Below are 23,129 nucleotides of genomic sequence, written 5' to 3' on the forward strand. Positions count from 1 at the left end.
CCGACTCCTGAAAGCGGCACCCGCCCGCGTGCCTTCGCCCACCGACCGGGCGATAGCCTCGCCGTCGTGACCCAGGCAGCCGGCAGCACCGCATACCCGCCCGTCTCGGTGATCATGCCCATCCTCAACGAGGAGGCCCACCTGGCCGAGGCGGTGGGCTCGGTGCTTGCACAGGACTACCCCGGGGGTATGGAGGTGGTGGTCGCGGTCGGTCCGAGCCGGGACCGCACCCGTGAGGTGGCGGAGGAGCTGGCCGCGGACGACCCCCGTGTCGTGGTCGTCGACAACCCGACGGGCCGCACGCCCGACGGTCTCAACGCGGCCCTGGCGGTGACCAGCCACGAGGTCGTGGTGCGGATGGACGGCCACGGGGTGCTCGGCGACGGGTACGTGCGCCGGGCCGTGGAGGTGCTCGAGGAGACCGGCGCGGCCAACGTCGGGGGCCTGATGCTGGCCGAGGGCACCAACGACATGCAGCAGGCGGTGGCGGTCGCCATGCGCTCGCCGCTGGGGATGGGCGGGGCGCGGTTCCACGTCGGCGGGCGGCCCGGTCCGGCGGAGACCGTCTACCTGGGCGTCTTCCGCCGCTCGTGGCTGCGGCAGGTGGGCGGCTACGACCCGGCCTACGCGCGGGCCCAGGACTGGGAGATGAACCACCGGATCCGCAAGGCCGGGGGCGTGGTCTGGTTCACCCCCGAGCTCACGGTCACCTATCGGCCGCGCGGCACGCTGCGCGAGCTGGCCCGCCAGTTCTACCGCACGGGCCGCTGGCGGCGGCAGGTGATGCGCCAGCACCGCGACACGGTCAGCGCCCGCTACCTGGCGCCCCCGGTGGCGGTGGCGGCCCTGGCGACGGGTGCCGTCGGGGGTCTGGTGTGGCGGCCCCTCTGGCTGCTGCCGGCAGGGTATGCCGCGGCGATCACCGTGGGCGGGGCCTGGATCGCCCGGGACCAGCCCGCCGGTGTGCTGCTGCGGATGCCGCCGGTGCTGGCGACGATGCACCTGACCTGGGGCGCCGGCTTCCTCCGGGGCCCCGAGCCAGCACCTGAGCCGGCGCTCAGCCCCGGGTCGGCGGGGTCGCCGCCGGCGTGGGCTCGTCGACGGCGATGACGAGCTCGGGCTCGGTCTTCTCCACGACCTCCTCGACGGTGACGCCGGGCGCGACCTCCCGGAGCACCAGGCCGTCGGGGGTGACGTCGATGACGGCCAGGTCGGTGATGATCCGCTGGACCACCTGCAGCCCGGTGATCGGCAGGTCGCACTCGTTCTTGATCTTGTAGGAGCCGTCCTTGGCGACGTGGTCCATGAGCACCACGACCTTCTTGGCGCCCATGACCAGGTCCATCGCGCCGCCCATGCCCTTGACCATCTTGCCGGGGATCATCCAGTTGGCGATGTCGCCCGCCGCCGAGACCTGCATGGCGCCGAGGATGGCCGCGTCGACCTTGCCGCCCCGGATCATCCCGAAGCTGGTCGCGGAGTCGAAGAAGCTGGCGCCCGGACGCAGCGTCACGGTCTCCTTGCCGGCGTTGATGAGGTCGGGGTCCTCCTCCCCGTCGTAGGGGTAGGCCCCCACGCCGAGGATGCCGTTCTCGGACTGCAGCACCAGCTCGACGTCCTCCGGGACGTAGTTGGGCACGAGGGTGGGCATGCCGATGCCCAGGTTGACGTAGTCGCCGTCCTTGAGCTCGGCCGCGGCGCGCGCGGCCATCTCCTCACGGGTCAGTGCCATGGCTCAGGCCTCCTGGTCGGTGCGGGCGGCGGGTCGGGGTCCGCGGGTGGTGCGCTTCTCGATGTCCTTCGCACGCGCCTGCTCGGGGGTGAGCACGAGCACGCGGTGGACGTAGATGCCGGGCAGGTGCACCTCGTCCGGGTCGATCTCGCCGGGCTCGACGAGCTCCTCGACCTCGGCGACCGCGATGTCCGCGGCCATGGCGCACAGCGGGTTGAAGTTGCGGGCGGCCTTGTTGAACACCAGGTTGCCGTGCCGGTCGGCCTTGGCGGCCCGGACCAGCCCGAAGTCGGCGAAGATGGAGTCCTCGAGCACGTAGTCCCGGGCGGTGCCGCGGACGTCGAACTCCCGCTTCTCCTTGGCCGGCGACTCCTTGACGATGGTGCCGTCGCTGTCGTAGCGCCACGGCATACCGCCCTCGGACACCTGCGAGCCCACACCGGTGGGGGTGAAGAAGGCGGGGATGCCGGCGCCGGCGGCCCGCATCTTCTCGGCCAGCGTGCCCTGCGGGGTCAGCTCGACCTCCAGCTCGCCGGAGAGGTACTGCCGGGCGAACTCCTTGTTCTCCCCGACGTAGGACGCGACCACGCGCCGGATGCGGTGCTGCTCCAGCAGCAGGCCAAGCCCGGCGCCGTCGACGCCACAGTTGTTGGAGACGACCTCCAGGTCGGTGGTGCCCCGGGCGAGCACCTCGCGGATGAGCACGGTCGGGATACCGGAGAGCCCGAAACCACCCACCGTGACGGTCATACCGTCGGCGAGGCCCTCGAGCGCCTCCTTCGCAGAAGCGACGACTTTGTCCATGGCCCGACCCTACAAGGGGTGGCCGACGCTCAGGCGGGGCCCTCCCCGGCTCGCGCCGTGGTCGCGCAGCGGGCGTCGACACCCTCCGCGGTCATCCGGGTGTCCTCCGGTCCGGGCTGGGGACCGCGGACCAGGACGGCGGACCCGTCCAGGTGCATCAGCTGCAGCACCTGGCGCACGAACAGGCCGCGGTCCTGCGTGGTGACCAGCGCCCGCGAGCCCTCCGGCACCGGGGGCAAGCCCTCCAGGAGGTCGGTGAAGCTCACCCGCTCGCCGGCCGTGACCAGCGCGATGTCGTCGCTGTCCGCCTCGTCCCAGGCGGCGAACTCGTCGGCGTAGGTGGCCAGCTCGGCGGCCTCGTCCATCACGCCGGAGCGCAGCTCGCGCCCGAAGTCGCGGGCCAGCGCCGGCAGCGCGACGGCGACCACCTCGTCGCAGTCCTCGGCCAGCTCGCCGTCGGGGTCCGTCGTGAGCAGGACGTCGGCCCCCTCGTGGGTGTCGACGGTCAGCGTGGCACCGACCGACCAGACCGCGAGGGCCCAGTAGGCCAGCCGCCAGTGCGGGGCTGGCAGGTCGACCAGGACCACGGAGCCGGGCTGCACGTCGAGCCCCTCCTGGAGGGCGTTCGCCGCCTTGGCGACCCAGTTGGCCAGGACGGCCCGGGAGAGCTCGATCCGCTCGCCGGTGCCGTCGGGGGTGTCGTCGTAGTAGGTCAGCGCGGGTCGCGTCGCGTCACGGGCGACGGCCTGGCTCAGGACCTGGGCAGGCATGTGCACGGCCCCCACCGTAGCCGCTGCACTTGCACCGGGGGCGGTGCAGGGGCAGGCTGGGGCGCCGTGACCACCCCAGGACCGAGCCGGCGAGGCCCGCACCGGGCACCGCAGGCCGGTTCCTCCGGTGCCCGCCGCAGGGTCTGGCGGCCGGGGGCGGCCGTCGACATCGGGGCCATCTGGGGGCCGTTGCGGCGCGGGGCTGGGGATCCTTGCTGGGTCGTCACCGGCGGGGCGCTGTGGCGCGGGCTCCGCACGCCCGAGGGCCCGGCCACGCTCCGGGTGGTCACCCACGCCACGGACGGCCTGGTCGAGGCGCACGCCTGGGGGGCGGGCGCGGACTGGGTGCTGGGCCACCTGCCGCTGATGCTCGGCGAGGAGGACGACGCGGCCGGGTTCGTGGCTCACCACGAGAGGGTCGCCCTGGCGCTGCGCCGGCATCCGGGCTGGCGCGTCCCCCGCACCACCCTGGTCATGGAGTCCCTCGTGCCCGCCGTCGTCGAGCAGAAGGTCACGGGGCAGGAGGCGTTCGGGGGCTGGGGGCGCATCGTGCGCCGCTACGGCGACCTCGCGCCCGGCCCGGGCGGTGCCCTGGGGATGCGGGTGCCGCCCTCCGGCGAGCAGCTGGCGGCGATCCCCTCCTGGGGCTGGCTCCGCGCCGGCGTCAGCCCGCAACGCTCGGACACGGTGGCGCGGGTGGCGCGGGTGGCCGCGCGGCTGGAGGAGACGTCGGGTATGCCGTTGCCCCAGGCCCGCCGCCGGCTGGTGAGCATCCCGGGCGTGGGGGTCTGGACCGCGGCCGAGACGGCGCAGCGCGCGCTGGGTGACGCCGACGCGGTGAGCTTCGGCGACTACCACGTCGCCGCCAACATCGGGTGGGCGCTGACGGGGCGTCCTGTGGACGACTACGGGCTGGTCGAGGTCCTGCGTCCCTACGCCGGCCACCGCTACCGGGTGCAGCGGCTCCTGCAGCTGGATGGCGCGATGCGGCCCCGACGGGGACCGAGGATGGCTCCGCGCGGGCACCTGCCGGTCACCCGCTGACGCGACCGTCGACGCGCGCCGGTGGGGGCACCCGCCGTCTTCCCGCCGAGGCGGGGTCACTCAGATTCTGCGCGTGAGGCGCCGCTGGTCCAGCCGCGGCCCTGGGGCCAGGGGTCGGGCTCAGGCCACGATGACCGGCGCGTCCAGACCCTCCCCGGCCAGCGCCACCTCGAGACGGGCGGCCACCCGGCCGGCCAGCACGGGGTCGGCGGCACGCACGACATACCCCGATCCGGGCTCACCCCCGACCTCCGCCCCGTGGTGGTCCAGCAGCGCCAGTCGGACCGCCCGCGCGGCGCGGGCGTCGGCCGGCTCGGGCGCTACGTCGGGCACGCCCACGGCCCTGGCCTGCTCGGTACCGGGAGCGGCACCGAGGGCGGCCCGGACGGCCTCGCGATGGCCGAGGGCGAACCAGTCGCCGGGACCGGTGCGCACCAGGGACCGGGCACCGGTCGCGGACGGGTCGACGAGGGCGGCCAGCCCCCGGACGAGGGCCGCGGGGACGGCCTCCGCCTTGCCCTTGACCAGGTCGGCCGCGGCCGCGAGCTCGTCGCCGACCGCGCGGGCGGTGACCGCCAGCGGGCGGCCGTCGGCGTCGGTCCCGCCGCGGAGGTCGTCGACGACCTGGACGCCGTGTGCGCCAAGGGCGAAGTCGGTCTGACCGGCGCGCCAGGCGCGGCCGGCCGTGTCGCTGAGCACCAGCCCGAAGGTGACGCCCGGCGTCCGCTCGGCCAGCTTCCGGTGCAGGTCGCGCGCGGCGCCGTCCGGGTCCTCGGGCAGGAGCAGGACCCCGCCGGCGGGGCCGGTGTTCGAGGCGTCCACCCCCGCCGCGGCAAGGACCGGTCCGGCGACCGACTCGACGACCTGCGTGGTGCCGTGCGCGGTGGTGCGCTCGGCGACCACCCGGACGGTATGCCGTGCCACCGCCTCCTCCCGCGGAGCGTGGTCGCGCAGGCCGTACGCCTTGGACAGCACCTTGCCCGAGACCACCAGGATGTCGCCGTCGCGCAGGCCGCCCCAGGGCTCGAGCGCGGTGCTCAGCAGGCCGGCGACGTCGGCCCCCTGGGGCACCTCCGGCACCCCGGTCAGGGGGAGCAGCTGGACGGCCCCGGACGCCACCCCGGACGTCGTCCCCGGTCCGGCCGTCACGAGGCGGCCGGACCGGCGTCGACCGTGCGCGCGTCGCGGCCGAGCTGGCCCGCGAGGTCGAGCAGCTCGCCCGCCAGGCGCGTCGCGCCCGCGACGTCCCGCATCAGCAGGTCGGTGGCCCGCACGGGCAGGCGGGAGGGGTAGGACGCGTCGGCGTCGGCGTGGTCCACGAGCCAGCCGTCGAGGAAGTCGGAGTAGAGCCCGGCCACGCCGGCGGCCGACACCTCCACGCCCAGCGGCGCCAGGCAGGCGTCGGCGTGGCCCCGGACCGGCCGGCCGCCGATGAGCGGGCTGACCCCGACGACGGGTGCCCGTGTGCCGCGCAGGGCGTCCCGGACCCCGGGGACACCCAGGATGATCCCGATCGAGACCACCGGGTTGCTCGGCGGCAGGACGACGACGTCCGCGGAACGGATGGCCTCCAGCACGCCAGGTGCCGGGGTCGCCTGGGTGAGACCCGCGACGGTGAACGCGCTGGCGGGCAGCCTTGCCCCGTGCCGCACCCACCACTCCTGGAAGTGGATCGCCCGCTCGCCCCCTTCCTCGTCGGGCACCACCACATGGGTCTCGATCGGGGTGTCGGTCACCGGCAGGAGCCGCACCCCCTGCTCGGGAAGACCCCACCGGCGGGCCAGCCGCTCGGTGACCTGGCTCAGGCTCAGGCCCTGACCCAGCCACAGGCTGCGGGCCACGTGCGTGGCCAGGTCGCGGTCGCCCAGCCCGAACCACTCCGGCCCCACGCCGAGCTCGCCCAGCTCGGCGAGCAGCGCGTGGGTGTCACCGGCCCGGCCCCAGCCCTGGTCCTCGTCCACGCCGCCCCCGAGGGTGTAGAGGACCGAGTCCAGGTCCGGGCAGACCCGGAGACCGAAGAGGGTGATGTCGTCCCCGGTGTTGCCCACGACGGTGACCTGTGCGGGCTCGGCGTCGCCGCTGAGGGCGCCGGGACGGGCGGCGAGGGCCTGGACGAGGCCGCGGACGAAGCGGGCCCCGCCCACGCCACCCGAGAGTGCGGTGATCTGCATACCCCCATTGTGCGAGGTCAGGAGCTTGTAGCAGACCAGGGGTTGACTCGGAGGCATGACACGCGTGTAATTCTCTTGTTGTGACTTCGCGTCACGACCGGCGGTGAACGTGTTGGCGAGAGGTCGAGGAGGAGCCATGCACGAGCTGGAACTGTTATCCCTGTTGAACGGTGCCGAGGAGTCGGAGCCGGTGTCCTGGCAGGAGCGTGCCCTGTGCGCGCAGACTGACCCAGAGGCATTCTTCCCTGAGAAGGGCGGTTCGACCCGGGAGGCAAAGAAGGTCTGTGTCGGGTGCGAGGTCCGGGCCGAGTGCCTGGAGTACGCCCTGTCCAACGACGAGCGCTTCGGCATCTGGGGCGGCCTGTCGGAACGGGAGCGGCGCAAGCTGAAGAAGCGCGCTGTCTGACCGGCGCCGCCTCGCGCGCCCGCTCGGTCCAGCCCCGCCCATGACGTCGACGACCTCCTCGGTCGCCGGCGCGGTCCCCGCGGACCGCGCCCCCCTCGACGACGTCACGGTCTTCCTCCTCCCGAGGCCCCACGACGCGGGCCGCGGTGACCTCGACGCCGACATCGAAGCGGCGGTGGCGGTCCTCGACGCCGTCCAGCAGCAGACGGTCCGGGTCCGGCGGGTGCTCATCCCCGGGTTCGACCAGGAGCGTGAGGGTGCGGACCGGGTGCTGCGCCACCCGCTCAGTGCCGAACGCCGGGTGCCGCTGCTGCTGCGCCGCCCCCTGGGCCCGGCCGTCGCCCGCTGGGAGGTCGTCGAGGACGCACGTCGCAGCCTGCCGGTCGAGCAGGGCCACTGGCTCTGGTTCCTCGCCCCGGACTCCCGACCCGCACCCGACGCCCTCGCCGCACTGCTGGCGGCCACCCGGCGCAGCAGCCGGGTGGGGGTCGTCGGGCCCAAGCTGGTCGCCGCGGACGACCCTCGGCGGCTGGTCGGCCTCGGCCACCACCTGACGGTGGCCGGGCGCTCGACCGATGCCGACCCCCCAGGCCTGGTGGACCAGGGACAGCACGACCTGCGCCAGGACGTGCTCGGGGTGCCGCTGGTCGGGTCGCTGGTGGACAGCGCCGTGCTGGACGCGGTCGGCGGACTCGACCGAGCCTTCGGCGAGGACGGCGTCGACGGGCTGGACCTGGGATGGCGCAGCCACCTGGCGGGCCAGCGTGTGGTCGTCGCCCCGGAGGCGGTGGTCCAGCAGGGCCAGAAGGGCCTCGGCGTGCGGGACCCGCGGCGGACCCGCATGCGGCAACGGCAGGTGGCGCTGGCCCGCGGGTCGGCCTGGGCAGCTCCCTGGCGGGCCCTCGGCGTAGCGTTCACCTCCCTGCTGGCCGCGCTCGTCCTGCTGCTCGTCAAGCGCCCGGAGGAAGCAGCGGGGGAGTGGACCGACGTGCGGGCCGTCCTCAGCCCGGCCCGCGGGTGGGGGGCCCGCCGTCGGTTCGCCCCCCGGCGCACGGTGCGCCCGCGGGACCTGACCGGCCTGCACAGCCCGGCCACCAGCGGCTGGCGCAGCACGCGGGAGACCGTCGTCGAGGCGCTCGACCCCCGTGCCGGCCGGTGGTCCGACAGATCTGCCGGGCGGGTAGGCGCGCCGCACGGTGGCACCGAGACGGGACCGGTGTCGGAGGAGTTCGCCACCCTGGCCGGGGAAGGACGCCGCAGCCGGTTCAGCGGTCCGCTGACCCTGGCTGTGCTGATCACCGTGGTGGTCACAGCGTGGTGGGGGCGGGGACTCTCCGGGGCTCTGGACCCCGGGGGCCTGGGACTGGTCGGTCCCGAGCTGGGTCCTGCCGCCACCGACGCCCACGGACTGTTCTCCTCCGCCCTTGACGGATGGCGCGGCGGGGGGCTCGGCCACGAGCGGCCGGCGGAGACCTGGCTGCTGCCCGCGGCGGCGGTGGCCTGGGTCGTCTCCTGGTTGCCGGGGGCCGGCTCCGCCGTGGCCGGTCCCGCACTGGCGTGGGTGCTGGCCCTCGCCGGCCCGCTGTCCGTCGTCAGCGCCTACCTCGCCCTGCGCCGGGCCACCCACGGCAGGTGGGTCCGTGCTCTCCTCGCGCTCGGCTGGGCCGGCCTGGCGCCGCTGACGCTGGCCCTCGGCGACGGTCGGCTCGGCCCAGCGGTGGTCCACGTGCTGGCACCGCTGCTCGTGGCCGGAGCTGCAGTCTGCGCGGTGCCCGCCGGCGGGCCGCGGCGCACCGCGGCGTGCTTCGCCACCGTGCTGGGGATCGCGTTGGCCGCCCTCTGGGTGCCGGCTCTGCTGGTGCTGAGCACGGTCGGCGGCCTGCTCCTGCTGGTGCTCGGGCGGCGGTCCGCGCGCTGGCGCGGGGGCGTGCTGGCGGTGCTGCCGTGGGCCTTGCTGGTGCCGTGGCTGCCGGCGGCCCTCAGCGAGCCGGTGCGCCTGGCCGGGGGCGCGGGGGCCACCCAGGCCGTCACCTCGCTGCCGTCAGCCGGGCCCGTCTGGCAGACCGTGCTGCTCCAGCCCGGGGTCGCGGTCGACCTGGGCTCGCTGGCGGCCGTGCCGCTGTGGTTGACGGGCCCGCTGTGGCTGGCGGCGCTGGGCGCCCTGCTGGTGCCGGGTCGCCCCGGTCGACGGGCCGGGGTCCTGATGGCGGTCGCGTTGCTCGCGCTCGCCGGGGCCCTGCTCGCGCTGCGCACCGGACTCGGCCGGCTCCCGGCGGAGCACGCCCAGGCCGGGCTGGTCGTCACCGCCTGGCCCGGGACGGCGCTGTCGATCGCAGGTGCCGCCCTGCTGCTGGCCACCGGGATCCTCGTCGACCGGCTCCTCCACGCTCCGTCTGTCGTCCGCCGGAAGGATGGCGAGGAGGACGGGGCCACAGACGGGACAGCCGAGGCGGAGGGACCGCGCAGGGGTTGGCGCCGGGCGCTCGTCGCGCTCGTCCTGGCGCCGACGGCCCTGCTCGGCGCCTGGGGGCTGGTGCCGGACCTGAAGCCGGACGCGCTGGCGGTCGCGGAAGACCCGCTGCCCGCCGTGGCCGGCGAGCAGGGCCGCGGCCCGGCTGCCCTGCGCACGCTGGTGCTGGACCCGACGGGGCCGGAACCGACCGACGCCGTGCGCGTCGACCTGCTCGGGTCCGAGCCCGAGCCTGCGCGGATCCTGCGGGACCGGACGACCGACCTCGTGACGCCTGCTCAGGAGCAGGACGAGGTGCTGGGGGCGGCGGAGGCCTTGGTGTCCGGCGCCTCGCCGGAGGAGGCTGGGGAGGCCATGACCGACGTGGGCGCCGGGTACCTTCTCCTGCAGGCGTCCGCCGACCATCCGCTGGCAGCGCAGATCGACCGCGTCAACGGCCTGACCAGGGTCTCCGGTCCGCCGGACCAGGTGCTGTGGAGACGTACCGATGCCGACGCGGGCCGGGTCCGGGTCCTGGACGCCGACGGGGCGCCGATCGGGAGACTCGGGGTGACCGGGCCGCACGCGCGCGCGGAGGGGGACCTGCGCGCTCTGCCCGGGGCAGCCGCCCTCGACGTCGCGGAGGGCGGGGGCTGGTCCGGTCACGCACGCGTGCTCGTCGACGGGCAGGAGGCGTCGGTCTCCCCGGAGAACCAGGTCGCCGTGCCCGAAGGGGCGCGGCTGGTGGAGGTCGGGCTGGACCGGCCACGGTGGACGTGGCACGCGGTGACCCTCGGGTTGGCGCTGATCGTCGGCTTCCTCGCGCTCCCGGTGGGGCGCAGGGAGAGCCGGACCGGGCCCGGACGGGAGCTGGCGCGGACCAGGTCACGGCACGAGGGAGCCGGGCCGGCTGGCGGCGCCGACGGCCCGGGTGACGCGACGCAGGACCCGGGTGACGGGACGGAGAAGACGTGATGGCACGACGCGCAGGTGTGCTCCGACTGTGTGCTGCTCTCGTCGCCGGTGGGGCTCTCGTGGGCACGGCGGCGGCGACGGACGTGACGGTGGGTCCTCGCGAGGCCGGACCCGCGGCCCCGGCCGCGCAGACCTCGGCACCCGACCGAGCGTCATACCTCACCGAGGCGGTGCTGGCGTGCCCCGGCACCCCGGAGGGCAGCGACGAGGTGGGCGCGGGACTGACCACGCTCGCCGTGGCCAGCGCGCCCGAGGACGTCTTCAGCGTGGCGATGCTGCCCGACGGTGACCCCGGAGGGATGGTGCTGGCGCTGGCCGGTGCAGGGGGCGGCGAGGACGCAGCCGAGGGCACGACCGAGGACTCTGCCGAGGAGGGCGGTGAGGCCTTCGGGGCGACCCTGGAGGTCGGCCGGTGGGGCCTGCTCCGCGCACACGGGCAGCAGGCCCCCGGCGTGGTGGGGAGCCAGGTCTCACTCGTCCCGGACGCCGGGACACGGGGCTGGGCGCTGAGCCCGTGCCTGCAGCCGGAGGACCTGGTCCACCTCGTGGGTGGTGGTGAGGGGGCTGGGCGGGTCGAGCACCTCATCATCACGAACCCCGCTTCTGACCCTGTCACGGTCGACGTCGAGGTCTTCGGGGCAGACGGCGCGGTGACCACCGTGGGCGGCTCGGGCCTCGTGATCCCGGCGCACGGCAGGCTGGTCAAGCGGCTCGACGCTCTGGCGCCGAGCGTGCAGCAGCCGGTCGTGCGGATCACGGCCCAGGGCGGGCCGGTGGCGGCGCACCTCACCGAGCGCCACCGCGAGGGGACCACCGACCTGGGCCGCGAGGTGGCTGCTCCGGCGGCGAGCCCCGACCGCGAGCTCGTGCTGCCGGCCCTGCCGGGCTCGACGGAGGGCGAGCAGACGGTGACCCTCCGCCTGTTCGCACCGGAGGCGGAGGCGGTCGTGGAGCTGCGGGCGCTCACCGACGGCGGGGCAGCTGTCCCCGAGACGGCCGTGGTGCGGGTGCCCGCTGGCGGCACGACGGAGGTCGAGCTCGAGGACCTGCCTGCGGCCAGCGCCCTGCGGCTGCGTTCGGACGAGCCGGTCACGGCCGGCGCCCTGCTGCGGGTCGCCCCGTCCTCGGACGAGCCGATCGTGGTCGGGGAGGGGGGCCCGGACGGTGCCGCACGCAGAGCTGGCCCGGACGGTGCCGCGCGCACCGCCGGCCCGGACGGCGCCGCGCGCACGACCGTCCCCGACCAGGCGAGCAGCACTGCTGGCCCCGATGAGGCCACGGCCACGGCTCAGCCCGACGAGGCTGCACGCACCGCCGCCCCCGCCGACGAGGAGGCTGACCGGCAGACGGAGCCGGTGCTGCACCCTGCCGGTGAGACTGCCTGGGTCGCGGCGGTGCGGCTCTCGCAGACGCCCCTGGGCATGGCCGTGCCCGACCTTGCCGACGTCCCCCGTCTCGCCGACCTTCCCGGCACGTCCGACGGGGAAGGCGCTGACGGTGACGAAGAGGGTCCTGGAGCGCGAGATGAAGGCGCTGAGCCGCAGGGGGCGGACGAGCTGCACCCACCCCTCACCCTGGCGGTCTCGGTGGCCGACGCCACCACCGCCTCGGTGCTGTGGCTCGAGCGTGACGGTGGCGTGAGCCGCGAGGAGCTCGCCCTCGCCCACGACACGACACAGCTCCTCGAGGCGCCTGCCGAGGCCGTCGCCTTCTGGGTGCTGCCCACCGGCGAGGCGGGCGTGGCCGCGGCCCTGCACCTCTCCGGTGCTGATGTGGTCGGGCCGTACCTCAGCGCGACGTCGGTGCCACCCGTGCCGTGGACCCGGCAGGTCCCGGCGGTGGTGCCGGTCCTGCCCTGAGCCCGGGAGGCGGCGCCCGAGGTATGGCGTCACCCGGCCTCGCCTCGCTCGCTGCCTGCCAGGAGAGCAGCCGCCAGGAGAGTGCGGCTAGCGCAGGTCGTCGGGGTCGCGCCCGAGCATGCGGGCGACCTGCTCGGTCACCACCTCCGACACCAGGGCGGCCAGCTCCTCGGGCTCCTGGGCCCGCTGCACGATGGGGCGGCGGTAGATCACCAGCCGGGCCGGCATCGAGCGTTCCGCCGGGAACAGACGCCCCAACGGCACGCCGTGCTCCCACGGGGCCGGGTCGGAGGGCGGCACCTCCTCGACCGCCAGCTCGATCCCCAGCCCGTGTCCGAGGATGCGCTCAACGGTCTCCACGGCGTCGAGCACCAACTCGTCGAAGCGCTCGCGGCGGGTGGTCATGAGGGGCAGCGGCGGCCACGCGAGCGGGCCGCGGGGGCCTCGTCCGTGCCGGTCGCGTCGCGGGCCCATGGTTCGGACCCTAACCCAGCGTCCCTGGTCGATCAGCGGTGCTCTCCCGGAGCGCCTTACCGGCTTTGTCAGCTCTCATGCCTAGAGTGTCGGGGTGACTCTGATCCGCCAGTGTTCGAGGACGGCCTGCGTGCGGCCCGCGTCGTCCACGCTCACCTATGTCTACGCGGAGCAGACCGCGGTGCTGGGGCCGCTGGCCACCTATGCCGAGCCGCATTCCTACGACCTGTGCGAGCAGCACGCCACCCGGCTGACCGCCCCTCGCGGCTGGGACGTCGTGCGTCTGGAGCTGCCGGAGGGCGAGCCGCGCCCACCGGTGGACGACCTCGCGGCCCTGGCCGACGCCGTCCGCGAGCACCGTGGCACCGTGACGGTCGAGGACGGTGACAACGGCTACCGGACCGAGCGCGGCGAGTACGCCTCCGTGACCGAGATCGCCCGGCGCGGGCACCTGCGGGTCCTGCGCGACCGGTGAGCTCCGTCGGCGGGCACCGTCGCGACCTACCGGTCCCTGGGTAGTCTGGTCGACCGTGAGCCCGAAAGTGCTGGCCGACATCGTCAAGGCCTACGACGTCCGCGGACTGGTGCCCGAGCAGCTGGACGCCCGGGTCGCCACCGCGCTCGGCTCGGCCTTCGCCCAGGTGGTGGCGATCCCCGAGGGTGAGGACGGGGTCATGATCGGCCACGACATGCGCGACTCGTCGCCGGAGCTGGCCCGGGCCTTCGCCGACGGCGTCACCGCCCACGGGCTGGACGTCACCATGATCGGCCTGTGCTCCACCGACGTCCTGTACTACGCCAGCGGCGCCGAGCAGCGCGCCGGCGCGATGTTCACCGCCAGCCACAACCCCGCCGGGTACAACGGGATCAAGCTGTGCCGGCGAGGGGCCCGGCCGGTCGGCCAGGACTCGGGGCTGACCGAGATCCGGGACCTCGCGCAGTGGCTGCTGGACCGGGGGGCCCAGCACGACCTGCCGACGAGCGGACGGACCGGCGCCGTCACCGAGACCGACATGCTCGCCGGCTACGCGGCATACCTGCACTCGCTGGTCCGCCTGGACGACATCCGCCCCCTGCGGGTGGTCGTGGACGCCGGCAGCGGCATGGCCGGGCTCACCGTGCCGATCGTGCTCGGCATGGACGGGTTGCCGATCACGGTCGAACCGCTCTACTTCGAGCTGGACGGCACCTTCCCCCACCACGAGGCGAACCCGCTGGAGCCGGAGAACCTGCGCGACCTGCAGGCCGCGGTGCGGGAGCACGGGGCGGACCTGGGCCTGGCCTTCGACGGGGACGCGGACCGGTGCTTCGTCATCGACGAACGAGGGGAGCCCGTCAGCCCCAGCGCCGTGACCGCACTGGTGGCGGCGCGGGAGATCACCCGGGCGGTCGACGCCGGGACCGATCCCTCCGAGGTCGCCGTGGTGCACAACACCATCTGCTCGCGGGCGGTGCCCGAGACGATCCACGAGCACGGCGCCCGCGCCGTCCGCAGCCGCGTGGGGCACTCCTTCATCAAGGCGCAGATGGCCGAGCACGGTGCCGTCTTCGGGGGCGAGCACTCCGCTCACTACTACTTCAAGGACTTCTGGTTCGCCGACACCGGCATGCTTGCCGCCATGCACCTCCTTGCGGCGCTGGGCGAGCAGGAGGGTCCGCTCTCGGAGCTGGTGGCCGCCTACGACCGGTACGTGGCCTCCGGTGAGCTCAACTCCCGGGTGCCCGACGTGTCGGCCGCGACCGAGCGGGTGCGCGAGTGGGCCGCGGCGCAGGGCGCCTCCGAGGACCGCCTCGACGGCCTGTCCATGGTGCACGAGGACCCGTACTGGTCGTTCTCGCTGCGTCCGAGCAACACCGAGCCCCTGCTGAGGCTCAACGTCGAGGCCCAGGACCGGGCCGTGATGGAAGACATCAGGGACAGCGTGCTGACCCTGGTCCGACAGGAGAGATAAGCCATGGCACGTCCCCCGTACGACCCGTGGGTCCGCGAGATCCTGCGCTGCCCCGTCGGCCTGCACGAGCTGGTCGACACCCAGGACGAGCAGGGCGCACCGGCCCTGGAGTGCGCGCAGGACTGCGGCGCCCCCGGGCAGCGGCGTCGCTACCCGGTGACGGACGGCATCCCGGTCCTGCTCGCCGACGAGGCCGTCGTCGTCCCGGCCACGGGCAGCTGAGGGGGCAGGGTGCCGTACATCGACGAGGCCCTGCTCGATGACCTGGACGAGCTGCAGCGCAAGGACTCCCAGGGGACGCTGCGGGCGCTCGCCTCGGCCGGGGCGCAGGTCCGCGAGGGACTGACCCTGGCGCACGAGGCGGGCATCGAGCGCCTGGTGGCGATGGACCGGCCGCGCTCGGTCCTGGTGGCCGCGGTCGGGGGTTCGGCGATCGTCGCCGAGGTGCTGGAGCTGCTTGCCGAGCCGGGCTCGCCGGTGCCGGTCCAGGCCCGGCGCAACCTGCCGTTGCCGGGGTGGGTCGGACCGTTGGACCTGGTCGTGGCGGTCTCGTTGTCCGGCCGGGCGCCCGGGCCCCTCGCGGTCGCTGCCGAGGCGGCCCGCCGGGGTGCGATGCTGCTCACGGTGGGCGCTGACGACTCACCGCTGGCCGAGGTATGCCGCCGCGCCCGCGGCGTCCACGTGGGCGTCGGTCGCGGGCGCACCAGCTCCCGGACCGCGCTGTGGACGATGCTGACCCCGGTGCTGCTCGGTGCCGACGGCCTGGGGCTGCTCGACGCGCCCCCGTCGATGCTCGAGGCGGTGGCGGACCGGTTGGACCGCAAGGCTGAGGAGATGCGGCCCAGCTCGGAGTCGTTCGTCAACCCGGCCAAGCTGCTGGCGGTCCAGCTCGCCGAGACTGTTCCCGTGGTGCTCGGCGACGGCCCCCTGGGCGGGGTCGCCGCCGCCCGCGCCTCCTCGATGCTGGCCAGGACCGCCCGCATCCCCGCCACCTTCGGCGAGCTGCCGGACGCCGCCAGCGGGATCGTCGCCTGCTTCGACGGGCCGTACACCTCGCTGGGCGGCCGCCGGCACGGCACCTACGACGACTCCCGGATCCGGCTCGGCGACATCGACACCTCCTCCTGGGAGCCGCACCACTTCGACGAGCCGGAAGGTGAGCTCAGGGAGCGTGCCACCGGCCCGGACCAGGGCGCTGGCCGCGACATCTTCGCCGACCCCTACCTCGACGCCCCGAGCCCGCCCCCGCTGGGTCTGCTGCTGCTGCGCGATGCCCCGCTGGAGCCCCCGACCCGGGAGTCGGTCGAGGCGGAGGCGCTGACCGACGCCGTCCTGACGACGGCGCGGGGGGCCGGCGTGCGCGTGATGGAGGTCGAGGCGCAGCCCGGGCCCCCGATCGTCCGGCTCGCCGACCACGTGGCGACGGTGGACTTCACCGCGACCTACCTGGCGATCGGGCTGGGTCTGGACCCGTCGGTGTCGCCGCACGTGGCCGATCTGCGGGACCGCACGCGCTGAGTCATCCGCGCGGGGTGCGCGGGGCCCGTTCGGCGGTGGACGACCACCACGGTGGCCGCTCGCCGTGCCAGCCCGAGGTCAGGTCTGTCAGGGTGTCCAGCACTGGCGGTGGCCCGGTCGTGTGGGTCTGGCCGTAGCGGGTGCGGAAGCGCACGGCCCGCCGTCCGTCCGCGCCGCGCACGACGCCTGTCGTCAGGTCCTCGGCCTCCTTGTCCAGGTTGCACGCCTCACACATCCCCTGTCCGTTGTCGCCGGACGTGGCTCCACCGTCACGGGCCCGGTCGACATGGTCGACCGACCGGATCGTGGCCCCGCAGTACGGCATGACGCACTCCTGGTCACGGGCGAGGACGAAGCGGCGCAGGGCACCGGAGAACAACCGACGCCGGGTGTCGATCTGGGCCAACGACCCGTCGAGCGGGTCGGTGAAGAGCCGGCGCACCCACGCCGTCGCGCGGTCCGTCGCGCCTTCCCCGGCCAGGTGGCGAGCCGTGTCAGGTCTCGTCGTGCCGAAGGCGGCCAGCATCCGGGCCACGGCAGCGGGGACCGGGCCGTACCCAGGAACCCGCGCCGACTGGGCACCGTCGTTGAAGAGGGCCCGGTCGGTCATCACGATCCCGATCTCCACGGGGAGCCCGTGCGTCGTCGGGTCGATGCCGGTGAGCCTGCGGACCAGCTCATCGGCCCGGAGCGCACCCTTGGGCTCGCTGGCACCGCTCGCCCGCAGGCCCGCGGCCGCGGCGTCGAGGGAGGTGTAGGCGGCGATGCCCTCAGCCACCGGCAGGAGGGCCGAGAGCCGCACCATCCCGTCGGCCACGGGCCGCATCGAGACGTGGCGGTCCCGCACGGCCCGGCGGGCGCGCTCCAGGTAGGCCCGCTTGTCGGCCTCGTAGGCCAGGGCGTTCGCCTTCTTCTCCAGCTGTGCCTCGCTGCACCGGCCCAAGGCAGCGGCGAGCGCTGCGTCCACCGCCAGCGCCTGCTCGTCGGTGAGCGCTGCCGTGGCCTTGGCCACGAGGCTGGCGGCCCACTCGCTGGCGCGTCCGTGCCGCAGCGCCTCCAGCGTGTGCGGCAGCCGGGTCGGCAGGGTCACGGCCAGGTCGATGAGGTTGCGCGAGCGAGCGGGGGAGACCTTGCGGGCCAGCGCCACCTCGGCGGTCACGCCCTCGCGCTCGCGGCGGGCGTGCCCGAAGGTGCCCTCGGTCTGCTCGCGGTCCCGCGCCGCCTGCTCGTGCAGGTCCAGGGTCGCTGTCGCCTGGGCTCCGGCGCAGACGTTCTTCAGCGTCTCGAGCTCGCTGATGAGCGCCACCCGCTCCTCCTGGCTCCAGCCAGGGCCCGGCTCGACGAGCTCCTCGGCCAGCGCCCGCACCCGCTGCAGCAGGGGCGGATCGTGGTCGCGGCCGGCGAGGGCGGGCGCGGGCAGGGCCGCCACCGCTGCTGCCCCGTGCGTGCTCGACATACCTCCCACCTCCTGCCTCGAACGCTAGTCCAGCCCACTGACAGACCCGCAGGCCCGGGCGAGGCGCTGTCCCATGCCTACCCCTCGCCTCACCCAGTCCCTTGCCTCACCCAGTCCCTTGCCTCACCCACCCCCAGTCCCACGCGCTGCCGCACCCCGAGGCACCCGGCCCAGCTGCCAGCGCCCCCTGTGCCATCATCGCCAGATGAGCGCCGACGCCGACCCGATCACCCGTCATACCCGGTCCCGTCGCGAGCTGGAGGAGGGGATCGAGCGCGACTTCGGGCGCAACCTGTCCTACGGCGAGTACCTCGACCTTGCTCGGGTGCTCTCCGCCCAGCACCCGCGCGCCGTGCCTCCCCGCCACGACGAGATGCTCTTCATCATCCAGCACCAGACCTCGGAGCTGTGGCTGAAGCTGATGCTGCACGAGCTCACCTCGGCCCGCGAGTTGATCGCGGCCGACGACGTGCAGCCGGCGATGAAGCGGATCGCCCGGGTCAAGCACATCCAGCACACGCTCACCGAGCAGTGGTCGGTCCTGGCGACGATGACGCCGAGCGAGTACGCGCAGTTCCGCCACTTCCTGGCCACCGGTTCAGGGTTCCAGTCCTGGCAGTACCGGGCGGTCGAGTTCTCCCTGGGCAACAAGAACGCCGACATGCTGCGCGTCTTCGCCCACGACGAGGCGGTGCACCGCGAGCTGGAGCACCTGCTGCACCAGCCGAGCCTCTACGACGAGGTGCTGCGCCTGCTGGCCCGCCGCGGTCACCCCGTGCCGCAGGAGGTGCTGGAGCGGGACGTCACCCAGCCCTACGAGGGGCACGAGGGGGTGGTGGACGTCTTCGCGGCGGTCTACGACGCGCCGCACGAGCACTGGCTGGAGTACGAGCTGGCCGAGGAGCTGGTCGACGTGGAGGACAACTTCCAGGTATGGCGCTTCCGTCACCTCAGGACGGTGGAGCGGATCATCGGCTCCAAGCGCGGCACGGGCGGCAGCTCCGGGGTCCCCTTCCTGCGCCGGGCCCTGGAGCTGACCTTCTTCCCCGAGCTGTATGACGTGCGCACCCGCATCCAGGACGTCACGCCGGAGGGTTACCACGGGGGGAGCAGCCATGGCTGAGCAGACGCAGGGCACCATCGACCGGCACGACCACCACGACCTGGCGCCGAGCCGGGAGCTGGCCCGTGAGCTGGACGCGACCGACCCGCTGGCCGACTACGCCAGCTGCTTCGAGCGGGCCGAGGGCGTGCTCGCCTACTTCGACGGCAACTCCCTGGGCCGCCCCGTCGCCGGCACCGCCGACGCGATGGCGCAGTTCGTCCGGCACGACTGGGGCAGCACGTTGATCCGGTCCTGGGACGCGGCGTGGATGGGCTGGCCGGAGGAGACCGGTGACCTGCTCGGGGCCGCCGCCCTCGGCGCCGCGGCCGGGCAGACGGTCGTCGCCGACTCCACCACCGTCCTGCTCTACAAGGTGCTGCGCGCGCTGGTGGACCACCAGCTCGCCGTCGACCCCGGCCGCACCGAGCTGGTGCTGGACACCGACAACTTCCCCACCGACCGGTACGTCGCCGAAGGAGTGGCTGCCGAGCGCGGGCTGCAGCTGCGGTGGATCGACGTGGACACCGCCGCCGGCGTCACCGTCGACCAGGTCGCCGAGGTGGTCGGTCCGCGGACGGGTGTCGTGCTGCTCTCCCACGTGGCCTACCGGTCCGGGTGGCTCGCCGACGCCGGGGCCATCACCCGGGTGGTGCACGAGGCCGGCGGGATGGTCCTGTGGGACACCTGCCACTCCGCCGGGTCGGTGCCGATCCGGGCGGACGACTGGGGCTGGGACGCCGCTGTCGGGTGCAGCTACAAGTACCTCAACGGGGGCCCCGGGGCGCCCGCGCACGCCTACCTGGCCCGCCGGCACCACGACATACCCACCCTGCGGCAGCCGATCCAGGGTTGGATGGGCCGCCGGGACCCGTTCCTGATGGAGTCGGGGTACGTTCCGGCGCACGGGATCCGGGCGCTGGTGAGCGGCACCCCGCCGGTGGTCGGGATGGTCCCGCTGCGCCTGGCGCTGCGCATGCTGGCCGAGGCGGGCATCGAGGCGGTGCGCACCAAGTCCTTGGCGCTGACCGACTTCGCCGCCAGGGTCGTCGCCGCCTGGCCCGACGAGCTCGGCGTCACGCTCGCCAGCCCGGCCGACGACGACCGCCGTGGCGGCCACCTCACCCTGCGCCACCCCGACTTCGAGCAGGTCAACGCCCGGCTCTGGGCGAGGGGAGTGATCCCCGACTTCCGCGCACCGGACGGCCTGCGCCTGGGGCTGGCGCCGCTGTCGACGACGTTCGTCGAGGTGTGGGACGGGCTGCTCGCGGTCCGGGAGGAGCTGGAGCGGGGCTGAGCCCCGCTGTCGGGCGCGCAGGCTACCCTTCGAACGGTGAGCGAGGATCCCACCCACTTCGACCTGGTCATCATCGGCAGCGGCTCCGGCAACTCCCTGGTCACCCCCGAGTTCGACCTGCTCCGGACGGCGATCGTCGACCGGGGCGTCGGCAGCCAGGACGCCTTCGGCGGCACCTGCCTCAACGTCGGCTGCATCCCCACCAAGATGTTCGTGCACACCGCCGACATCGCGGCCACCATCGGCGACGCGGCCCGGTTCGGGGTCGACGCGACGTTGGAGGGGGTGCGCTGGCGGGACATCCGCGACCGGATCTTCGGGCGCATCGACCCGATCAGCGAGGGCGGGCGCCAGTACCGGCGCGACGCCGACCACACCGAGGCCTACCTGGGCCACGCACGGTTCGTCGGCGACCGCGAGCTCGAGGTGAGGATCACCACGCCCGGCGGCCGCCACGAGGTCGGCAGCACCCACCGGATCACCGGCAGGCAGGTCGTCATCGCGGCCGGCGCGCGGCCCTTCATCCCCGAGCAGGTGCGAGCCTCCGGCGTGCCCTTCCACACCTCCGACACGATCATGCGCATCGACGAGCTCCCGGCCAGCCTCGTCATCATGGGTGGCGGGGTCGTCGCCGCGGAGTTCGCGCACGTCTTCGCCAGCCTGGGCGTCCGGGTCAGTGTGGTCGTCCGGGGCAAGGGCCTGCTCACCCACTTCGACAAGGACCTCTCCGCGGCCTTCACCGACCTGGCGCGCGCCCAGTGGGACGTGCACACCGGCGCACAGGTCGAGACGGTGCGGGAGGGCGGCGACGGGGTCGAGCTGCAGCTGGCGGACGGCGGCGTCGTCACCGGCGAGATGCTGCTCGTGGCGACCGGCCGCGTCCCCAACAGCGAGGACCTGGGGCTGGAGCACACGGCCGTCCGCACGCACCGGGACGGCCGGGTCGTCGTCGACGAGCACGGCCGCACCGAAGCCGAGGGCGTCTGGGCGCTCGGGGACGTCTCCTCGCCCTACCAGCTCAAGCACGTCGCCAACCAGGAGGCCCGCGTCGTCGCGCACAACCTCGTGCACCCCGACGACCTGCAGTCCTTCGACCACCGCCACGTCCCGGCCGCGGTCTTCAGCCACCCGCAGGTGGCCACCGTCGGCCTCACCGCGGACGAGGCGCAGGGGCAGGGGTATGTGGTGACCGCCAAGACCCAGCGCTACGGCGACGTGGCCTACGGGTGGGCGATGGAGGACTCGACGGGACTGTTCACGGTGGTCGCGGACCGGGCGACCGGTCGGCTGCTGGGTGCTCACGCCATGGGCCCGCACGCCTCGACCCTCATCCAGCCGGTCATCCAGGCGCTCTCCCTCGCCGGACCGGACGGCGGTCCCACGGCGCACGCGCTGGCCCGGGGCCAGTACTGGATCCACCCGGCCCTGACCGAGGTGCTGGAGAACGCCCTGCTCGGGCTGGAGGTAGAACCCGAGTTCGACGTCACCGCCGACTACGACCCGGTCGGGGAGGACGTGCCCGCCACGTAGCATTGGGCCATGCCGGACACCACGCCCCTGGACACCGCGACCCTGAGCAGCGCCACCCTGGACCCCGCCCACCGCAGCCCGCTGGACCAGCCGTTGGACCGGTCGGCCCCGTTCCGGGTGCGCGACCTGGGGCTGGCCGAGCAGGGCCGGCACCAGATCCGCCTGGCCGAGCACGAGATGCCTGGCCTGATGGCGCTGCGCGAGCGGTTCGCGGACTCCCAGCCGCTCGCCGGTGCGCGGATCGCCGGATCGCTGCACATGACCGTGCAGACAGCAGTGCTCATCGAGACCCTCGTCGCGCTGGGCGCCGAGGTGCGGTGGGCCTCCTGCAACATCTTCTCCACCCAGGACGAGGCCGCCGCGGCGGTCGCCGTCGGCCCGCACGGCACTCCGTCAGACCCGCAGGGCGTGCCGGTCTTCGCCTGGAAGGGCGAGACCCTGGAGGAGTACTGGTGGTGCACCACCCAGATCCTGCTCTGGCCGGGCGAGGGGCCCAACATGATCCTCGACGACGGCGGCGACGCGACCCTGCTGGTGCACAAGGGCGCCGAGTGGGAGCGGCAGGGTGCCGTCCCCACCGCCGAGGAGGACGACCCCGAGGAGTGGCGGGTCATCCTGGAGACGGTGCGCGAAGGGCTGCAGGAGCACCCGACCCGCTGGACCGACGTGGCGGAGGGGCTGCGGGGGGTCACGGAGGAGACGACGACCGGCGTCCACCGGCTCTACCAGCTGCACGAGGCCGGCCAGCTCCTGTTCCCGGCCATCAACGTCAACGACTCGGTGACCAAGAGCAAGTTCGACAACGTCTACGGCGTCCGCCACAGCCTGGTCGACGGCATCAACCGGGCCACCGACGTGCTCATCGGCGGCAAGGTCGCGGTGGTCTGCGGCTACGGCGACGTCGGCAAGGGCTGCGCCGAGGCGCTGCGCGGGCAGGGCGCCCGGGTCATCGTCACCGAGATCGACCCCATCTGTGCCCTGCAGGCCGCGATGGACGGCTACCAGGTCGCCCGGCTCGAGGACGTCATCGCCTCCGCCGACTTCGCGGTCACCGCCACCGGCTGCAAGGACGTGGTGACCGTGGAGCACATGCTGGCGATGAAGGACAAGGCCATCCTGGGCAACATCGGCCACTTCGACAACGAGATCGACATGGCCGCCCTGGCCCGGGTGCCCGGTGTGACACGGACCGAGATCAAGCCGCAGGTGCACGAGTGGACCTTCCCCGCGGAGGCCGGGGGCGGGGAGGGTAGTCGGGAGCGGTCGATCATCGTGCTCTCCGAGGGGCGCCTGCTCAACCTCGGCAACGCCACGGGGCACCCCAGCTTCGTGATGTCCACGAGCTTCGCCAACCAGGTGCTGGCCCAGATCGAGCTGTTCACCCGGCCCGACGCCTACCCGCTGGGCGTGCACACCCTCCGCAAGGAGCTGGACGAGGAGGTGGCCCGGCTGCACCTGGGCTCCCTCGGCGCCCAGCTCACCGAGCTGACCAAGACGCAGGCCGAGTACCTCGGCGTGGACCCGGCGGGTCCGTACAAGTCCGAGCACTACCGTTACTAGCACGTAGGCTGCCCGCAGTGCCCGTGACCG

Annotated in this window: 20 protein-coding genes; 13 read left to right on the forward strand and 7 right to left on the reverse strand. The window is 74.2% G+C overall.

The window, feature by feature from the left end; genetic code table 11:
• The first annotated feature begins 66 nt into the window (after positions 1 to 66).
• Positions 67 to 1,110 (forward strand): glycosyltransferase family 2 protein, encoded by a 1,044-nt coding sequence (locus tag ESZ52_RS04965; RefSeq protein WP_272948401.1) that lies wholly within the window; start codon positions 67 to 69, stop codon positions 1,108 to 1,110.
• Here ESZ52_RS04965 and ESZ52_RS04970 read toward each other — a convergent pair.
• The 3 genes from ESZ52_RS04970 to ESZ52_RS04980 are packed head-to-tail and all read right to left on the reverse strand — an operon-like array spanning position 1,058 to position 3,306.
• A complete protein-coding gene (locus tag ESZ52_RS04970) occupies positions 1,058 to 1,732 on the reverse strand; it encodes a 3-oxoacid CoA-transferase subunit B (RefSeq protein WP_131103956.1) in 675 nt (224 codons plus the stop codon). The two genes, ESZ52_RS04965 and ESZ52_RS04970, sit on opposite strands and share 53 nt — an antisense overlap.
• Before the next feature lie 3 nt (positions 1,733 to 1,735).
• Entirely contained in the window at positions 1,736 to 2,536 is an 801-nt protein-coding gene (locus tag ESZ52_RS04975) for a CoA transferase subunit A (protein ID WP_131103957.1), read from the reverse strand.
• A 29-nt stretch (positions 2,537 to 2,565) separates the two neighbouring features.
• A complete protein-coding gene (locus tag ESZ52_RS04980) occupies positions 2,566 to 3,306 on the reverse strand; it encodes a TIGR03089 family protein (RefSeq protein ID WP_131103958.1) in 741 nt (246 codons plus the stop codon).
• Between the two features lie 66 nt (positions 3,307 to 3,372).
• On the opposite strand from ESZ52_RS04980, the gene ESZ52_RS04985 reads away from it, so the two are divergent.
• Entirely contained in the window at positions 3,373 to 4,350 is a 978-nt protein-coding gene (locus ESZ52_RS04985) for a DNA-3-methyladenine glycosylase family protein (protein WP_238154476.1), read from the forward strand.
• Between the two features lie 120 nt (positions 4,351 to 4,470).
• Here ESZ52_RS04985 and ESZ52_RS04990 read toward each other — a convergent pair whose 3' ends face one another.
• Together ESZ52_RS04990 and cofD are read right to left on the reverse strand one after the other, a co-directional pair.
• Entirely contained in the window at positions 4,471 to 5,469 is a 999-nt protein-coding gene (locus ESZ52_RS04990; RefSeq protein WP_238154477.1) for a coenzyme F420-0:L-glutamate ligase, read from the reverse strand.
• Between the two features lie 26 nt (positions 5,470 to 5,495).
• Positions 5,496 to 6,521 carry a 2-phospho-L-lactate transferase gene (gene cofD, locus ESZ52_RS04995; protein ID WP_131103960.1) on the reverse strand — a complete coding sequence of 342 codons (1,026 nt, stop codon included), beginning with the start codon at positions 6,519 to 6,521 and terminating at the stop codon, positions 5,496 to 5,498.
• Positions 6,522 to 6,657: 136 nt separating this feature from the next.
• Here cofD and ESZ52_RS05000 point away from each other — a divergent pair, with 136 nt between their 5' ends.
• The 3 genes from ESZ52_RS05000 to ESZ52_RS05010 are packed head-to-tail and all read left to right on the forward strand — an operon-like array spanning position 6,658 to position 12,210.
• Positions 6,658 to 6,927 carry a WhiB family transcriptional regulator gene (locus ESZ52_RS05000; RefSeq protein WP_131103961.1) on the forward strand — a complete coding sequence of 90 codons (270 nt, stop codon included), beginning with the start codon at positions 6,658 to 6,660 and terminating at the stop codon, positions 6,925 to 6,927.
• Between the two features lie 40 nt (positions 6,928 to 6,967).
• Positions 6,968 to 10,351 carry a glycosyltransferase gene (locus ESZ52_RS05005; protein WP_131103962.1) on the forward strand — a complete coding sequence of 1,128 codons (3,384 nt, stop codon included), beginning with the start codon at positions 6,968 to 6,970 and terminating at the stop codon, positions 10,349 to 10,351.
• The gene (locus ESZ52_RS05010; protein ID WP_131103963.1) at positions 10,351 to 12,210 is read left to right on the forward strand and encodes a DUF5719 family protein; all 1,860 of its coding nucleotides are present in this window, start codon (positions 10,351 to 10,353) and stop codon (positions 12,208 to 12,210) included. Before ESZ52_RS05005 ends, ESZ52_RS05010 begins: the two co-directional genes overlap by 1 nt.
• Positions 12,211 to 12,297: 87 nt before the next feature.
• On the opposite strand, the gene ESZ52_RS05015 is transcribed toward ESZ52_RS05010, so the two are convergent.
• Positions 12,298 to 12,684, reverse strand: coding sequence for a metallopeptidase family protein (locus tag ESZ52_RS05015; protein ID WP_131103964.1), 387 nt, complete (start codon positions 12,682 to 12,684; stop codon positions 12,298 to 12,300).
• 94 nt (positions 12,685 to 12,778) lie between these two features.
• Between ESZ52_RS05015 and ESZ52_RS05020 the strand changes: the two genes are divergently transcribed.
• The 4 genes from ESZ52_RS05020 to ESZ52_RS05035 are packed head-to-tail and all read left to right on the forward strand — an operon-like array spanning position 12,779 to position 16,154.
• Positions 12,779 to 13,159, forward strand: a complete 381-nt coding sequence (locus ESZ52_RS05020) for a DUF3499 domain-containing protein (RefSeq protein ID WP_131103965.1) — start codon at positions 12,779 to 12,781, stop codon at positions 13,157 to 13,159.
• A 55-nt stretch (positions 13,160 to 13,214) separates the two neighbouring features.
• Positions 13,215 to 14,636 (forward strand): phosphomannomutase/phosphoglucomutase, encoded by a 1,422-nt coding sequence (locus ESZ52_RS05025; RefSeq protein WP_131103966.1) that lies wholly within the window; start codon positions 13,215 to 13,217, stop codon positions 14,634 to 14,636.
• A 3-nt stretch (positions 14,637 to 14,639) separates the two neighbouring features.
• Positions 14,640 to 14,858, forward strand: a complete 219-nt coding sequence (locus ESZ52_RS05030; protein ID WP_131103967.1) for a Trm112 family protein — start codon at positions 14,640 to 14,642, stop codon at positions 14,856 to 14,858.
• 9 nt (positions 14,859 to 14,867) lie between these two features.
• Positions 14,868 to 16,154, forward strand: coding sequence for an SIS domain-containing protein (locus ESZ52_RS05035; protein ID WP_131103968.1), 1,287 nt, complete (start codon positions 14,868 to 14,870; stop codon positions 16,152 to 16,154).
• 1 nt (position 16,155) lies between these two features.
• Here ESZ52_RS05035 and ESZ52_RS05040 read toward each other — a convergent pair whose 3' ends face one another.
• Positions 16,156 to 17,610 carry an HNH endonuclease gene (locus ESZ52_RS05040; RefSeq protein WP_131103969.1) on the reverse strand — a complete coding sequence of 485 codons (1,455 nt, stop codon included), beginning with the start codon at positions 17,608 to 17,610 and terminating at the stop codon, positions 16,156 to 16,158.
• Between the two features lie 205 nt (positions 17,611 to 17,815).
• Here ESZ52_RS05040 and kynA point away from each other — a divergent pair, with 205 nt between their 5' ends.
• From kynA to ahcY, 4 genes are read left to right on the forward strand one after another with little or no spacing between them, the layout of a single operon-like run.
• On the forward strand, positions 17,816 to 18,733 hold the full coding sequence (kynA, locus tag ESZ52_RS05045) for a tryptophan 2,3-dioxygenase (RefSeq protein ID WP_131103970.1): 918 nt from the start codon (positions 17,816 to 17,818) through the stop codon (positions 18,731 to 18,733).
• Positions 18,726 to 20,009: a kynureninase gene (locus tag ESZ52_RS05050; protein WP_131103971.1), complete on the forward strand. Its 1,284-nt coding sequence runs from the start codon at positions 18,726 to 18,728 to the stop codon at positions 20,007 to 20,009. The genes kynA and ESZ52_RS05050 overlap by 8 nt, the downstream gene beginning before the upstream one ends.
• A gap of 36 nt (positions 20,010 to 20,045) precedes the next feature.
• Positions 20,046 to 21,539: a mycothione reductase gene (locus ESZ52_RS05055; protein ID WP_131103972.1), complete on the forward strand. Its 1,494-nt coding sequence runs from the start codon at positions 20,046 to 20,048 to the stop codon at positions 21,537 to 21,539.
• 9 nt (positions 21,540 to 21,548) lie between these two features.
• Positions 21,549 to 23,099, forward strand: coding sequence for an adenosylhomocysteinase (gene ahcY / locus ESZ52_RS05060; protein ID WP_131103973.1), 1,551 nt, complete (start codon positions 21,549 to 21,551; stop codon positions 23,097 to 23,099).
• The last annotated feature ends 30 nt before the right edge of the window (positions 23,100 to 23,129 follow it).

Origin of the sequence: Ornithinimicrobium sufpigmenti (genome assembly GCF_004322775.1) — a bacterium.
In the GTDB taxonomy this organism is placed as follows: domain Bacteria; phylum Actinomycetota; class Actinomycetes; order Actinomycetales; family Dermatophilaceae; genus Ornithinicoccus; species Ornithinicoccus sufpigmenti.

Bases quoted from the DNA above. Each gene is read 5' to 3' on its own strand.
- ESZ52_RS04970 (WP_131103956.1), bottom strand. From the start codon at position 1,732: ATGGCACTGACCCGTGAGGAGATGGCCGCGCGCGCCGCGGCCGAGCTC.
- ESZ52_RS04975 (WP_131103957.1), bottom strand. From the start codon at position 2,536: ATGGACAAAGTCGTCGCTTCTGCGAAGGAGGCGCTCGAGGGCCTCGCC.
- ESZ52_RS04980 (WP_131103958.1), bottom strand. From the start codon at position 3,306: ATGCCTGCCCAGGTCCTGAGCCAGGCCGTCGCCCGTGACGCGACGCGA.
- cofD (WP_131103960.1), bottom strand. From the start codon at position 6,521: ATGCAGATCACCGCACTCTCGGGTGGCGTGGGCGGGGCCCGCTTCGTC.
- ESZ52_RS05000 (WP_131103961.1), top strand. From the start codon at position 6,658: ATGCACGAGCTGGAACTGTTATCCCTGTTGAACGGTGCCGAGGAGTCG.
- ESZ52_RS05005 (WP_131103962.1), top strand. From the start codon at position 6,968: ATGACGTCGACGACCTCCTCGGTCGCCGGCGCGGTCCCCGCGGACCGC.
- ESZ52_RS05010 (WP_131103963.1), top strand. From the start codon at position 10,351: ATGGCACGACGCGCAGGTGTGCTCCGACTGTGTGCTGCTCTCGTCGCC.
- ESZ52_RS05015 (WP_131103964.1), bottom strand. From the start codon at position 12,684: ATGGGCCCGCGACGCGACCGGCACGGACGAGGCCCCCGCGGCCCGCTC.
- ESZ52_RS05030 (WP_131103967.1), top strand. From the start codon at position 14,640: ATGGCACGTCCCCCGTACGACCCGTGGGTCCGCGAGATCCTGCGCTGC.
- ESZ52_RS05040 (WP_131103969.1), bottom strand. From the start codon at position 17,610: ATGTCGAGCACGCACGGGGCAGCAGCGGTGGCGGCCCTGCCCGCGCCC.
- kynA (WP_131103970.1), top strand. From the start codon at position 17,816: ATGAGCGCCGACGCCGACCCGATCACCCGTCATACCCGGTCCCGTCGC.
- ESZ52_RS05050 (WP_131103971.1), top strand. From the start codon at position 18,726: ATGGCTGAGCAGACGCAGGGCACCATCGACCGGCACGACCACCACGAC.
- ahcY (WP_131103973.1), top strand. From the start codon at position 21,549: ATGCCGGACACCACGCCCCTGGACACCGCGACCCTGAGCAGCGCCACC.